The 13,586-nt window shown below is 62.3% G+C and carries 10 protein-coding genes and 4 pseudogenes; 1 reads left to right on the top strand and 13 read right to left on the bottom strand.

The window, feature by feature from the left end:
- Positions 1–404: 404 nt before the first annotated feature.
- Together ACVMB0_RS10860 and ACVMB0_RS10855 are read right to left on the bottom strand one after the other, a co-directional pair.
- A pseudogene (locus ACVMB0_RS10860) lies at positions 405–779 on the bottom strand (IS5/IS1182 family transposase); the annotation flags it as partial.
- Between the two features lie 9 nt (positions 780–788).
- A pseudogene (locus tag ACVMB0_RS10855) lies at positions 789–1,208 on the bottom strand (PAS domain-containing protein); the annotation flags it as partial.
- A gap of 1,026 nt (positions 1,209–2,234) precedes the next feature.
- On the opposite strand from ACVMB0_RS10855, the pseudogene ACVMB0_RS10850 reads away from it, so the two are divergent.
- Positions 2,235–2,789 (top strand): annotated as a pseudogene (locus ACVMB0_RS10850) (IS6 family transposase); the annotation flags it as partial.
- Positions 2,790–2,988: 199 nt separating this feature from the next.
- On the opposite strand, the gene ACVMB0_RS10845 reads toward ACVMB0_RS10850, so the two are convergent.
- The 11 genes and pseudogenes from ACVMB0_RS10845 to ACVMB0_RS10795 form a co-directional block, all read right to left on the bottom strand.
- Positions 2,989–3,942, bottom strand: coding sequence for a class I SAM-dependent methyltransferase (locus ACVMB0_RS10845; protein WP_461346212.1), 954 nt, complete (start codon positions 3,940–3,942; stop codon positions 2,989–2,991).
- A 741-nt stretch (positions 3,943–4,683) separates the two neighbouring features.
- Complete coding sequence (locus tag ACVMB0_RS10840; protein ID WP_461346211.1) at positions 4,684–5,139, bottom strand: CopG family transcriptional regulator; 456 nt, start codon at positions 5,137–5,139, stop codon at positions 4,684–4,686.
- 7 nt (positions 5,140–5,146) lie between these two features.
- Positions 5,147–7,129 (bottom strand): conjugal transfer protein TraG, encoded by a 1,983-nt coding sequence (locus ACVMB0_RS10835; protein ID WP_461346210.1) that lies wholly within the window; start codon positions 7,127–7,129, stop codon positions 5,147–5,149.
- Positions 7,130–7,170: 41 nt separating this feature from the next.
- Entirely contained in the window at positions 7,171–8,910 is a 1,740-nt protein-coding gene (locus ACVMB0_RS10830; RefSeq protein WP_461346209.1) for a relaxase/mobilization nuclease domain-containing protein, read from the bottom strand.
- 354 nt (positions 8,911–9,264) lie between these two features.
- On the bottom strand, positions 9,265–10,173 hold the full coding sequence (locus ACVMB0_RS10825) for a lytic transglycosylase domain-containing protein (protein WP_461346208.1): 909 nt from the start codon (positions 10,171–10,173) through the stop codon (positions 9,265–9,267).
- Between the two features lie 4 nt (positions 10,174–10,177).
- Positions 10,178–10,513 (bottom strand): DUF736 domain-containing protein, encoded by a 336-nt coding sequence (locus tag ACVMB0_RS10820; protein WP_461346207.1) that lies wholly within the window; start codon positions 10,511–10,513, stop codon positions 10,178–10,180.
- Between the two features lie 35 nt (positions 10,514–10,548).
- Positions 10,549–11,094, bottom strand: a complete 546-nt coding sequence (locus tag ACVMB0_RS10815; protein WP_461346206.1) for a S26 family signal peptidase — start codon at positions 11,092–11,094, stop codon at positions 10,549–10,551.
- Entirely contained in the window at positions 11,091–11,609 is a 519-nt protein-coding gene (locus ACVMB0_RS10810) for a DUF2840 domain-containing protein (RefSeq protein WP_461346205.1), read from the bottom strand. The genes ACVMB0_RS10815 and ACVMB0_RS10810 overlap by 4 nt, the downstream gene beginning before the upstream one ends.
- Positions 11,596–11,860: pseudogene (locus ACVMB0_RS10805) on the bottom strand (ribbon-helix-helix protein). Before ACVMB0_RS10805 ends, ACVMB0_RS10810 begins: the two are co-directional and overlap by 14 nt.
- Positions 11,857–12,495, bottom strand: coding sequence for a ParA family partition ATPase (gene parA, locus ACVMB0_RS10800; protein ID WP_456779635.1), 639 nt, complete (start codon positions 12,493–12,495; stop codon positions 11,857–11,859). The pseudogene ACVMB0_RS10805 and the gene parA overlap by 4 nt, the downstream one beginning before the upstream one ends.
- Entirely contained in the window at positions 12,492–13,577 is a 1,086-nt protein-coding gene (locus ACVMB0_RS10795) for a replication initiator protein A (protein WP_461346204.1), read from the bottom strand. Before ACVMB0_RS10795 ends, parA begins: the two co-directional genes overlap by 4 nt.
- Positions 13,578–13,586 lie beyond the last annotated feature (9 nt).

Below are 13,586 nucleotides of genomic sequence, written 5' to 3'. Positions count from 1 at the left end.
CCAGCGTAGAGTAGAGAGAAAATACTTGCTGTATCGAATGCGTGCCGATCGGATCCAGGCCAAATCTTTGCAATATCTTGCGACAACAGGCTATGGCTGCGCAGTCCCACCCTAGCTAGTCGGAAATTCGGCTCCTACGTCTGCTGCCCAGGCGAGATCGGAAGAGAGCGCCGAGTTGTGAAAGCGATGCTGTTGCCCTGTAGGCGACGGTCGCCTTTATGAGCGTCACTTTCCAGACTGAGATCGCTCTCCATCTTGATTGGAATGATCTGAAAAAGAACCGGCTTCAGCCCCCTTTTGCTGATTTTATCTTATACGTTACCGCCCATACCATGGAGGACTACGAACAGTTCACCAGGCGCTTCTTCTATAGTCGTTCGTGAAGAACCGGCGTGCCATCGGGCTCAGGCGATATTTGGCGCCGGGATGGTCTGGAGGAAGGCTCGGATGATGGCACGCAAGAGCTCTGAGAGCCATCGCAGGAGCAGGCCGAAGTTGTAGCCGGCGGCGGCGAGGACAGCGTCGATACAGTCGCCGGGACGCCCTTTGAGATAGTTGCGGTCCATGCGGTGCTCGGCCTTGATGTGACCGATGACGGGCTCGACAGCCGCGCGACGCCTCATCTCGCGGCGGATGGGAGCTGTGACGCGGCGGACCTGACCCGAAATCCAGAATCTGAACCGATGCGGATGATTGTGGCCGCGATACCCTTTATCGACGTGGATACGGCGAGCCTCCACGCCGGTGAGCTTCTCCATGTCGGCGATCACGGGGCCGAGCGCCGCGTCGTTGACGGTCAGAACTGCCATCGTCGCGCGGTCGACCACACACATCGGCATCGGGTTGCTGTCAAACAGCAGCCGGAATGACGCCTCTCGCCGTTTCAAGGTCGTGATGTCGGAAATAGCCAGCGAAAGGATGTTGCCGAAGGGCGTTATCCTAAGCCGCAGGCTGCTACCGTCGCTGTCGATTTCGAACTGATCGGGCTTGCTGTTCGCGAGTGCGGCGTGCAGCCGCGCCACTACGGCTTCCAAACAGAGCAGATGGCGTCCATTGCTGAGACGCTGCCACTGCAGGATTCCTTCTGCGACGTTGAGCAGTCTCGCCGCGGCCGGATTATGATGTACGATCTGAAAATCGGACGGACGTCCCGTCGCGTCACGAATCGGTGATAGTACGATCACGCCGTCGCCGGTCGTGGAAAACATCGCATCGAGAAGATTGTATTGCGTGCCACGCTCGTTGACGTACACGCCGACCAGCATACCGCCCCAGCGCGACAATGTCGGAAGCGCCAGAACGTCATAGGCCCTTACTATGCCGTCGCGCACGCAATGGGCCGTCGTGAGATAGGGGCGATTGCTTGCAATAGCGTTGGAGGCAGCTTCGTTCAGGACGGTCGCGCAATCCGGCATCGGAACGCCCCAGCCCTCATTGCCCAGCCATTCCCGCGCATAGCGGCCGGCACGCGAGACGGCGAACGCACCAATCTCGCACTTGAGCAGAACGATGTGATCGGCGAGCCGCCCGAGGCTGCCGAGCAACACGTCCTCATAGCTCGGAAGATTTGCGCCGGTCCTGACCGCAGCTCTCCACCTGCGCTGCAGAATCTGCACGTCTTCGGATATCTCGTTATTTGGTTTTGCGGACTGCTTCTTTGCAGCACCCATGGCACGTTCCCGAAACCCACGCTTCTGACCTGAGTGGTATCGATGCAGACCGTTTAATTCGATATAAGGAACGGACGTGCGCTCGCTTTTTAAGTCAGCAGATGGTTAGCATCCTCAATTCAATGGACTGATCGTACAATCTTCTCTCGACGTTTATCGACTTCGGGCGTGCTGTGATTTTTGAGCACGCGATTTTGTCGGCCTGCGGTACCGAAGATCACTCCACTCGACCGGCTGCATGCGAGTCAAGAACGAGGCGACAACTGGGAATGCGTCGCTGATTCACAAGCAAGCGGCCCTGCTGTGCAAGAACACGACAGGGCCGCTGCAAGGCAGCGCCGAGGGCAGCACGGCACTGCGAGGTTTGATTAGCTGTAAGAAGTAAACATACATGGAATCGATTGCTCGCCGCTTCGGTGACGCGTCGCCGAGTTCGCCCGCGCGAACATCAAGCGACACCAGATTGCGACTACTGAGAGAGATTGACTGCCATCTCGTAGAGTTAATGCTGCCGATGAAAGACGTCTCCAGAAGCTGCGAACAGCCGGACACGCCATCGGGCAGCGCCAGCGCGCTCCCGCTCGCGGCGACAAATGGCATCTGGACGAAGTCGTTATCTCGCTCGCGGGCGAACAACATTGGCTCTGGCGCGCTGTCGACCAGAATGGCTTCGTCTCGACGTCTTGATCCAGCGCTGAAGAGACTCGCGCGCCGCGGAGCAGCTCATGAAGAAGCTCTTGAAATCCGCCGGTACGCCGCCGCGTGATGATCACGGACAAGCTCCGTTTGTACGGCGCTGCGAGGGGGAAGCTGGGCTTTCACGTCGAACATCGTCAGCACAAAGCTCCCAACAATCGGCCGAGAATTCTCATCAGGCCGACGCGGCGACGCGAGCGGATCATGAAGCGTTTCAAATCGTCCCGCCAAACTCAACGGTTTCTGTCAGTTCACGATCAGGTCGCGAAGCTTTTCAACATCCCCTATCCCGGAGCCGTCGCTGCCGACTTCCGTCGTGCTTCGCGCGAGCCTTTGCGACTTGGGGCGAGATCTCCACGACAAGCGCTATCGCCGAATCTCGAACCTCTGAGAATCCCCTTCTTCGGCTCAGCGGTCGATTAAGTTGACGATGCCCAGCCTCGATCTCGACATACGGCACTGAAACAGATGGATTCGAAATCGGCAAAGCTGTCATGAGCACGGCGTCTCTCTAGCCTGCCGACCGGACCGAACGTAACCGTGCAGGGAGCGAGGGCGTGATCCACTAAGGTGCACAGATCGCTGGATCACACCCACTGGCTATCTTCGGAAAACGAACCTGTCACGGCTCCAGCGCGACCTGCAAGCCCTTGCTGTCCTCAACATGAACATAACGGGGCCCGATCGGCCGACCCCTGCCGCTGGCGACGGTGACAATGTCTTCCAGAGGCGTGGCGCGCGCATCCGCCTCAGGGCGGGACAAGATCAGATCGGCGTGAAACAGCCCTTCTGATTCAAGACCGGTAGCATTGACGCCAAGAGCCGCCAAGCTGGCCAAACAACTTTCAAACTCGTCAGCATCGCGGAAGCGACGCTGGACAAACGTCGCGCCCGCAAGACGTTCTGTCACAAGGCCACGCCTCGCGAACGTCGCGGCCAAGGAATCAAATGGGAACATTCGTAGGACGAAGGAGATGATCCATAGACGCTGATCTGTCGCATCGAGAATTTTGCTGAACGTTTTCTCGGTAACGTAGCCGATGCAACCCGTCGACATGATAACATCCGTGGAGCGGATAATGCGCGCGCTGTCCGTCGATAGCGCCTCCTTTTCAAGGTCAGCGACAATGCCCTGCTCCAGGAGACCAACATCCGTTGCATAGCTGATAGCCGGTGCCGACACATCGAGGCCGATAAACCGCGCCAAACCGACATCAGGCCAAGCTGCATAAAAATTTCGATCGAGATGCACCAGTGTCTCAGAACTGATCGCCCTCATCTCGCGCCGGGCGTAGCGGTGACGCAAGCCCCCAAAGGTCAGTGGAAACCGATGCACCGCTGCGTTGATGCCGTATGAACAGCCAACATCAAGCACGACCGGCTTAAGGCCGGTTGCCGAAGCTTTCGCTGCCAGAATTTGGCGCACAACCGGCTCAGCCACGTCCGGGATCATATAATCCAAGTCTCCCAGGACAGAGAAATATGCCCTTGGATCATCCAAAGCATAAATATCATCGAAGATAGCTTTAGACCGATTGATACGCGAAAAATCTGTTCGCAACCCAATGTCTCCCATTTCGTTTTGCAAGCCACTCGACGGCTGTTGCCTTCAAGTACTCGATGCCTTATCGCAGAGATTGGCCGAGGCATAAACCCCATCGCGCGCTTTTTCAGGCTCGCTTCGTGAAACAGAGGGCAACCTCTTTATTGCAGAGCACGAGAAGATGAAGTGGCTCCAAAAGCAGACACGAGATTCTTCGGCATTTAAGCTGTGGCGTTGAGGGCTTCTTGAATGTCGAATGGCGCCATTGCAATGACCACAAATTGAGCTCGAACGGCTAGCTCCCGCCCTCGGACGCGACACGCTTGCGAAGCCCTCCAAAATGCGCGCGGGGTCGAAGGGACCCGGCGCGCGCCAGGCGCGGACTGCCGGCATGACGCCGCAAGAGTTGAGCGATAGCCTCCGGATTGGTAGACACGCAACCTTTGAATGTGGCAGCGCCGCTCTGGTTCAAAACGCAAATGCCGGTGTCTTCCATAGAGATCCCAAACCAACGTACTGGTTCATGGAGTTACTCCCTTTCGTCAATCTGCTGGGCTCGATCCTACCGAACTTCGTGTCTTCGAGGAGCCGTCAGCGGCGACTACGACATGTGAACAAGCCTCTAGGCGATTGAGCGGGAGTCTATCGAAAAGGACGCATCCGCGTGCGTTGAGGATATCGGCTGCGCACTGTCGGTTCTCGCGCGGGAACTGCTGGCGATGCACGGACTTGAATCGCCACCGCGGTTGGATTTTCGTCCACACGGGTAGGCGGTCATCGGACTATAAGTGGCGCCCCTCCCGTCGGCTCGCTGTCCTGAATATCCTCTGGGATTTCCTGCCGCAGCTTCGGCCCTTGACTGAGCCGTCGCCCGAGCGCCGCGACGAAATTGTCGTAGCGCGCGGCCGCCTGCGCCCTCGCCGCCTTTGCAGCCGGCTCGGGGAGTGGTGGTGTCGTCGTCAGCCAGAAGCGAACGAACAACGCCAGGGTCTCGACCGAGATCCCCATGTCGCGTTCGAGCCGCGCCATGCGGCGATCGACCCGATCAAGTCGCTTGGCAACGGCAGCCTCCCGCCGTTCGTCTGCGTCCGGCGACAGGAAGGACGCGATCGCGGCTTCGGCGATGAGCGACATCGACTGCTCGCGCCGGGCGGCATAGGCCGACAGCGTCTTCATGACGTCTGGATCGAGATAGACCGATATCTGGGCTTTCTTCTTCGGCGAGGTCATGCCTGCCTCATAATCCGAGATCGTCGTCGGGATCGAGTGATGCTTGGCGCGCGACGCCCTGCATCATGTCGTTCATGCGCCTGACTCGCGGAGCGTCTTCATCGAGCTCGTCGGCAAAATCGGGCGCGAACTCGTTGTCGATCGGTTCCTTCCTCTCCACGGTGTCCCGATCCAGTTCCGGCTGCTGCCGGCGGTCAGCCGTCTTCGGATCCTCTACGTCGGCCTGGTCGTCCGTCGACGCCGGCGGTGCCTTGGGGCGAGGCGGCAGTGGCCGTGAACTCCAATCGTCCGGCCGGTTGTTGTTGGGCTTGGTCGGCGTCGGCGGTGCCAGGATGCGCTCCTGGAAACGGCTGTCCTCGTAATAGCGCGCCTTCTTGGCGCGGATCGGATGCAGACCCGACATCATGACGATCTCGTCTGATGGGGGGAGCTGCATCATCTCGCCAGGCGTCAGCAGCGGCCGGGCGGTCTCCGACCGCGACACCATGAGGTGGCCGAGCCAAGGGGCCAGCCGGCTGCCGGCATAGTTCTTCATCGCCTTCATCTCGGTCGCCATGCCCAATGCGTCGGACACCCGCTTGGCCGTCCTTTCGTCGTTGGTCGCGAAGCTGACTCGAACGTGACAGTTGTCGAGGATTGAGTTGTTTGGCCCGTAGGCCTTTTCGATCTGGTTCAACGACTGGGCGATCAGAAAACTCTTGATGCCGTAGCCGGCCATGAAGGCGAGCGCCGACTCGAAGAAGTCGAGCCGGCCGAGCGCAGGGAATTCGTCGAGCATCAGGAGGAGCCGGCGGCGCCCGGCCTTGGCCTGGAGATCCTCGGTCAGGCGGCGGCCGATCTGGTTGAGGATCAGCCGGATCAGCGGCTTGGTGCGGTTAATGTCCGATGGCGGTACGACGAGGTAGAGCGTGGTCGCTCGGTCTCCGCCTACGATGCCACTAATCCGCCAGTCGCAGCGTCGCGTCACCTCGGCCACCACGGGATCTCGGTAGAGGCCGAGGAACGACATCGCGGTGCTCAAGACACCGGAGCGCTCGTTGCCGGACTTATTCAGCAGTTCGCGCGCCGCGGAGGCAACGACCGGATGGACGCCGGCCTCGCCGAGATGTGCGGTGCGCATCATCGCTGCGAGCGTCGATTCGATCGGCCGCTTGGGGTCGGACAGGAAGGCTGCGACGCCGGCAAGCGTCTTGTCCTCCTCGGCATAGAGGACGTGGAGGATCGCGCCGACCAGGAGCGCGTGACTGGTCTTCTCCCAGTGGTTCCGCTTCTCGAGACTGCCCTCCGGGTCGACCAGAATGTCGGCGATATTCTGAACATCGCGTACCTCCCACTCGCCGTGCCGGACTTCCAGCAACGGGTTGTAGGCTGATGACTTCGCATTGGTGGGATCGAACAGAAGAACGCTGCCGTGCCGAGCACGGAAGCCGGCCGTGAGCTGCCAGTTTTCGCCCTTGATGTCGTGGACGATCGCAGATCCAGGCCAGGTCAGCAGTGACGGGATGACAAGGCCAACGCCCTTGCCGCTCCGGGTCGGCGCAAAGCAGAGGACATGCTCCGGTCCATCATGGCGAAGATAGGTCCGCTCGAACCGGCCGAGCACCACGCCGTCAGGCCCAAGCAGACCAGCCTCCCCGATCTCCTTCGCCGCAGCCCAGCGTGCCGAGCCATAGGTCTCGGCATTCTTGGTTTCCCGGGCGCGCCAGACAGACATGCCGATTGCGACCGCTGCGGCGATGACGCCGCCGGATGCCGCGATATAGGCGCCCTCGATGAAGATATGTGGCGCATAAGCATCATAGGCGTACCACCACCAGAGGAAGGCGGGTGGAAGGTAGAATGGAAAGTGGAACAGCTTGAACCAGGGCTGCCCCAGTTGCGCCTGGAAGCCGAGTCGCCAGGCGGTCCATTCCGTCGCGGTCCAGAACGTCAGCATGACGATCACTAAGACGGTGATTACCTGTCCCCAGAGTATTTTGGTCGCGGACATTTCCGCCGCCCTTTCCTAACGTCGGTGATTGGAAGGATCGCTCACAGTCCGATCCCCCGGTTGCGCCCAAAGCCCCAATCGACGCCACCGTCATCACGGGCGACGCCAGAGACATGGCGGCCGAGCTGCTTTTCGAGTGAGGGGGTCCAAGGCACGAGCTGGAAGCCGAGACCGTCGTCGATCATCACGAAGCGGCCGGAGGCGAGCGCGAAGCGCTGTCGATAGGTCCCAGTGACATGTTCGCCGGCGCCCGACGGGTTGAACGGCTGGCCCGTCTCGGCGGCGAGCTTCTGGCCGAGCGCCTCTAACTCCCGGCGGCGCAGTGTGCCGACGAGGTTCTTCGCGAACACCACTCCACGCGCTTGGCGCTCGGCAAGACCTTGTTCGACAAGCTGTTCCGCCCGCCGTTCCATGGCTTCACGGACCTCGCCGCCGAAACCGGCATGGCCAAGCGCCACCGGATCACGGGCGACCGCCTGCCGGTCGAGCCACGTCGCGCCACTTGCGGTCACCTGCGCTTCGATCGAGAGATCGGAGCGGACGGCCAGCGCCACGCGACGCTGTCCTCGCGCGTCATCGAATTTGCGGAGCTCGACAATCGAGCCTGGGGTGCTGTCGCCGGCGGCGTCGAGGTCGAGGAGCCTGATGTGGTGGGTACGGCCATCGACGCCGTCGACCACGGCATAGGTGGTCGCCTTGAGTTCGTCATCGAGACCACGGTCGACGAGGCGTCCGATGACGGGGACGTCGAGGCTTTCGCTTGATAGCACGTAGCTCGCGGTCGCACGCTCGATGCCGCGTTCGGTCAGGCTGCGGTGAATGCGCTTGATGATGTCACCGCGCTCGCCAAGCTCGCGCAACGTCGTCTCAGCGGCCTCGTCCATGACCCATTGGCCTGGCCCGAGCTGATGCGCAAGGCCAAGGCTCTCCAGGCGCCGCAGCCGACCCACCTTCAACGCATGGAACTGATCAGGCTGCTGCGACGGATTGGGTGCAAGGTCGATGACGCCGTGGCGACCCGCATCGCGAACGAGCTGCCGATCGAGCTGTGTCCAGCGCTCGGCTTCGACCTGGCTCTCGAGCGAGCGACGAATGTCGAGATCGGAGCGAAGTCCGAGCTCCTGTGTGACCAGGTCCTGCGCGCGGGCACGCATTCCTTCCTTGATATAGTCGCGGGAGATCACGAGATCCTGGCCATCCTCGGCGATACCGCGCACGAGAATGTGGACGTGAGGGTGCTGGGTATTCCAGTGATCGACTGCGACCCAATCGAGTTTGGTGCCGAGATCCTTCTCCATCTGGCCGACCAGTTCGCGCGCAAAGCCCTTGAGGTCGGCCATATCGGCCGCATCCTCCGGCGAGACGATGAACCGGAAATGGTGCCGGTCATTCTGGCAGCGCTCACCGAACGCCTTAGGATCGGCATCGTCGGTATCGGGGCCGAACAGACGGGCCTTCTCCCCGTCCCGGGTGACGCCCTCGCGCCGGAGATAGTCGAGATGCGCGGCGAGCGGGGCTGATCTCGTCCTATGACGGACGACGCGGGTCTTGACCGTCACCAGACGCGAGCGGCCGGTGAGCAGACGGTTCGCCCGCTCGCTGGCAACCCGGCCGCGACCAAAGCGCGAATGACGATGGTTGGCGAGACGGCCTGCTCGCGAAACGACGCCGCCGGCGCGCCGAGTGGCGGCAAGCGCCTGGGCGATGAAAGGCTTGGCCCGCTGGCTCCTTGGGGAGCGGATGCGGCCAGGCCGCGGCCGAAATTCCTTCTCCTCAGCCATGGCCAGCCTCGGCAATGTGCGAAAGTGAGAATCCGTGCAATGAGTTGATGGTGGAGCGCACATTGCGTGCTAGATGCGCACGTTGCTGGATCAGCGAAAAAGCCAAGCAACAACAACCGACCGATCGAGCCGCACATTGCGGCCTTTTATCTCGCCCTCGTTCGGTCGTTGCCTGCTCATCTCCCTCGCCTGCTCTTTCTCCCTCGCAGGGATGCGCTAAGGCACGCCTGAGCACGAATTCGCAACCGATCGCGATAGCAAGCCGCCATCGCACAGCGGATATCCAGATCTCCGCAACATGGGTGCCTGCAGGCGAGCGTCGAACTCGACGCTGATGTTGATGATGCCGTGCCGTCATTGCGATGGTCCCGTTGTCGAGAGCGCGACGAACAGGCCTTCTGATTGCGGCGCAATCGCAGAGAGATCATGCACGGGAACTGCTGCCGACTTGTCGTGCGCCGGTCGATCGACTGTCGCTCGCGCGGCAGCCGACCGCTCGTCAGCGTGGTCGAAAAAGAGCGGCGCCCGCGTCCAGGATGAACGAGAAGAGGCCGCGAGGAGAAGAGGTCCTGGTGCCCTCTCCGCATCGACAAAAGGGACGATGGCCGCGACGTAGGCGACGGTCTCGGCCGGCAGTGGACGATGTCTATCGCGAAACGCCTCGTAGCGGCCGGGCCCTGCATTGTAGGCCGCAAGGAAGCCCGGCGAGCCGTAGCGGTCGAGGAGCTCGCGAAGGAAGGCGGCACCAGCGAGGATGTTGTCACGGGGATCGAAGGGATCGCGCCCGAGACCGTAGCGAACGCGCATGTCCGCCCAGGTCTTGGGCATCAGTTGCATCAGGCCGAGCGCGCCCTTGGGTGACACCGCGCGCCGCTCGCCATGGCTCTCGATGCGCATGACGGCGTGTATCCATGCTGCCGGAACGCCGAAGCGCCGCGCGGCTTCCGTCACATGAGTGGCATAGCGATCGTTCGTAGGTTGACCGCGCGCCGGCGCTTTCTCTGCTGACGCCGCCGGCATTGAACCGCCAATCACCAGCAGGCCGGTAAGGAGGAGAACGGCAAGGCCCGCCGTGGCTCCGCCATCACGGTAAGCCGTCGTGCTGCCTAGCAGCGGTGCGCGCGGACCACCGGCTTCACCACCGCTGTGCGCGGCGGCCGGCTGACGGTTGCGCGGAATGGAGGGATGAGACGGCTTTGCCGCGAACAAAGGGATCGAGCTTAGATGCGCCTTGTCGGCAGCATGCGTGACGGGACCCTGCATGCCATCAATCCCGCTCGGCGCGCTGGGGCGGCCGATTCCAGTTCAGCGTCCAGGCCGATTTGTCGTCGCCTGACTGGAAGAGATTGGCGCGGATCGGCCGCGGCAGCGCCGGGTCGTCGATGATGAGCGAAACGTACTCGCCAGCCTTCTCGCCGGTGCGTTTCCAGCCTGCGCCGATCTCCGGACCGTCAGCATCGCCGAGGCGGATGCGGTAGTCCGGCGCGTTCTCGGCTTCCGAGGATTCGGCCGGGACGAGGGTGAGAATCCGCTCGAAGAAAAGCGTTTCAACGCGCCCGGTGAAGCCGGACTTATCGCGGGTGAACTGGCCGATTTGCGCCATGGGAAACCTCCTTACTTGGCGGGTTGAGAAGCGAGCTAGTGGGTGGCGGCGCGCCAGACGAAGCGGCCGTCGGCGGCCTCATTGGTCCAAAGCGGGATCGCGCGTGCGACGATCGAACTGACGGGCAGTGAGCCGAAATAGCGGCCGTCCAGGCTGTCCGGGACGGTCGGGTTCATGAGGAAGACCTCACCCGGCTGAAGAGTGGTGCAACCGCTCCAATGCGGCAGCGGTCGGCCGAGATGGTCGTGATCGTGTGCGGTACCGACATCGACCGCGTCGACCGTGATGGCATCGCCGGACCGGCACACGGTCTGTCCCGGCAGCGCCATCACATGCTTGAGCAACGGCACTCCTTTCGGCAGAAAGCCGCCATCGGCGAGGAAGTTCGCGATCGGCTCCGGGAGCTGCACCAGGACCAGCTCGAGGGCATGCAGCCGTCCTGCCGGATGCAGCGTGTAGAGCCCTGTCGGCGTGCTTGCGGTGGCGTTCCAAACCAGCCTCGGCGCGGGATGAAAAAACACCAAGCCACCGGCAGCGAGCACGGCAATATACGTCACCACGACATAGCCAAATCGGGTCATGGCGTGACGCTCCGGCGCTTGAGCCACGCGACATGCTGCTCGCGCGTGTAGGCGCGCGGCACGTGGTCGGCGGCGAGACGGTTGTGGAGATGCCGCCAGTAATCGGGCGCGGCATCGGCCGGATTGATGGCGAGCGCCTCGATGGCATCGATCGCCTGCAACACGAGCTCGACCTTCGGCCAGCTATCGACGCGCAGCAGGATCTCTCCGCCGGGCCGGACGAATGGCAGCGTCTGATAGCGCTGGCCCGCCTCCACGGCGCGCACGATGTCCATCCGCGAGACCACGGTGCCATAGTCGTTCGATGCCCAGCAAACGAAGCCGAAGATGCTGCCAGGCGCAAAACTTGAAACACTGCGGCGGCGATCGAGAATCTTTTCCTCCGTGCGACGGCCGAAGCGCAGCCAATGCTCGATCCTCTTCTCGATCCAGGTCAGCTCGACATGGGTGAGCGCAACGCTCCGCCGATGCGAGGGCGGCACGGCGCGCGGCGGCAAGGCCTCATTGTCGTTCATGACGGCTCTCCGGTCTCAGTGGGAATTCTCGCGCCAGCAATTCGCGCAGCATGTCGGCGACGGTGACGCCGCGTTGGAATGCGGCGACCTTGATGCGGCCGCGCAGCGCCGGCGAGACGTCGATTGTCAGGCGCGCGGGTCAATGCTGCTGTGTTATCTGTGCGACGCCGCGACGCATCGCTGGCCTTGACCCAGCCTTCGGCATCGCCAGGTCGCGACGCGAAGCCGCGCTTGGAGGAGCGCCCGCTCATGGCGCGAGCCTCGCGACTTCGGCGCCGAGCGCGGTTATCTCGCCGGATGCGGTGCTCTGCTCCGCAAACTCGAAGACGAGCCGACCCGACTGCGCGGCGTCGGCGAAGACGACACGCTGTCCGATCGTGGTGGCGAGCACTGGCGGATCGTGATCGGCGAGCGTCTCCGCTGTCGCGCGGGCGATGCCTGTGCGCGTATCGCAGCGATTGAGCACGAAGCGAGCGGCGAGCTTCGGATGGTAGATGCGAGCCTCGCGCAGCAAAGCCAGCATCTCCGCCGACGCCCAGCCGTCGAATGGCGACGGCTGCACAGGAATCAGCACCAGGTCAGCGGCCAGCAGCGCCGATCGTATCAATCGGGCGACGCGCGGCGGCCCGTCAATGACGACATGATCGGCAGTGCGCGCGATCTCAGGCGCCTCGCGATGGAGTGTATCCCGCGCGAGGCCAATGACGCCGAATAGCGGCGAGACGTTCTCCCGCGCCCGCTGCTGCGACCAGTCCAATGCCGAGCCTTGGGGGTCGGCATCGAGCAGCGTTACACGCTTTCCGCGGAGCGCCCATTCGCCGGCGAGGTGTAGCGCGAGCGTCGTCTTGCCGACTCCGCCTTTCTGGTTGAGCAGTGCGACAATCATCGCTTGCTTCCCGTCTTGTGATCGAGAAGCGGCAGCGATTGTTGGCTTGGGGGCGTATTTGACGACGGCTCAGCGCTCGCGTCGGCGTTATCCGCATGACGCACGAGCCCACTACAACAGTTAGATTCCAGGTTAGACTCTAAGTTAGATTCTAATGTATGCGTGCGAAGTCCCGATGGGGCTGCGTGCGAAGTCCCGACAAGGATTGCGTGCGAAGTCCCGAGCTCGTCCACAGCGCCATCCACAGGGGCGGTGGACAACTTCGCCGGCAGAATGCGCAGCAGCTCACGGCGGCCCTCGCGTTCGACGTACAAGCTGTAGCCGGGGAGTGGTTGGCGTGCTGCGATAAGCCGGATCTGCCGCGCGAAATCGGAGGCTCGCACCAGGCTGCCGGATTTCTTGTGGAGGTGCGCGATCTCAAACAGCCATCCTCGTGGCTGTCGTCCGGCATGCTTGCGCGCGACGCGGTAGAGCCAGCGCTCGATCCCGCCGGTCAGGCGGAAGTAGGCCGGATCGATTGCAAGGACGAGGGAGCGATCGATGACGCCGCGGTAGAACCAGTCGGGGAGGACAAATTCCATGCCTTCCACGCGACCGTCGCGCCTTGCGCATTCCTCCCATTCATTGATCCAGGAGAATTGGTGGCGTCGCCAATGCTCGCCCTGCCGGATGGTGGTGCGGATGACGGTTGCCTGCAGACGGGCCAGTGCCCCCTTCAAGAGCTTGTAGTCTCGCGCCCCGGTCTGTCGGCCGACCGCGATCAGAAGCTGGTAGGGCGTGAAGCGCAGGAAGCGCGAGGTCTTCAGACCAAGGTTCTCGGCCTCGACAATCTGGCTCGCCGCCCAAATCAGCACGTCGGCGTCCCAAATGGTCGCCATACCGTGCTCAGGGACTGCATGGACTTCGACGCGTACATCGCCGGCCTGGTAGAGGATCGGCCGGGTACGCCTCGCCTTGGCAAGCGAGAAGAATGGCCGCTCCATCAGGTCGCGCTGATCGCGCGGGCTGGCGTCACCAGTGGCGACAACGAACGGATCGAGCTTGCTTCGCTCGCTGGGCGTGATGAGGCGTCGCGTCAGCATGGCGAGCGT

Source organism: Bradyrhizobium sp. USDA 4451, from assembly GCF_054822585.1.
Note: the sequence above shows the minus strand (reverse complement) of the source record. Positions and strands in the feature narration are given on the sequence as shown.

Excerpts from the sequence above, each read along its gene's own strand:
- ACVMB0_RS10845 (WP_461346212.1), bottom strand. The coding sequence starts at position 3,942 with ATGGGAGACATTGGGTTGCGAACAGATTTTTCGCGTATCAATCGGTCT.
- ACVMB0_RS10840 (WP_461346211.1), bottom strand. The coding sequence starts at position 5,139 with ATGACCTCGCCGAAGAAGAAAGCCCAGATATCGGTCTATCTCGATCCA.
- ACVMB0_RS10835 (WP_461346210.1), bottom strand. The coding sequence starts at position 7,129 with ATGTCCGCGACCAAAATACTCTGGGGACAGGTAATCACCGTCTTAGTG.
- ACVMB0_RS10830 (WP_461346209.1), bottom strand. The coding sequence starts at position 8,910 with ATGGCTGAGGAGAAGGAATTTCGGCCGCGGCCTGGCCGCATCCGCTCC.
- ACVMB0_RS10825 (WP_461346208.1), bottom strand. The coding sequence starts at position 10,173 with ATGCAGGGTCCCGTCACGCATGCTGCCGACAAGGCGCATCTAAGCTCG.
- ACVMB0_RS10820 (WP_461346207.1), bottom strand. The coding sequence starts at position 10,513 with ATGGCGCAAATCGGCCAGTTCACCCGCGATAAGTCCGGCTTCACCGGG.
- ACVMB0_RS10815 (WP_461346206.1), bottom strand. The coding sequence starts at position 11,094 with ATGACCCGATTTGGCTATGTCGTGGTGACGTATATTGCCGTGCTCGCT.
- ACVMB0_RS10810 (WP_461346205.1), bottom strand. The coding sequence starts at position 11,609 with ATGAACGACAATGAGGCCTTGCCGCCGCGCGCCGTGCCGCCCTCGCAT.
- parA (WP_456779635.1), bottom strand. The coding sequence starts at position 12,495 with ATGATTGTCGCACTGCTCAACCAGAAAGGCGGAGTCGGCAAGACGACG.
- ACVMB0_RS10795 (WP_461346204.1), bottom strand. The coding sequence starts at position 13,577 with ATGCTGACGCGACGCCTCATCACGCCCAGCGAGCGAAGCAAGCTCGAT.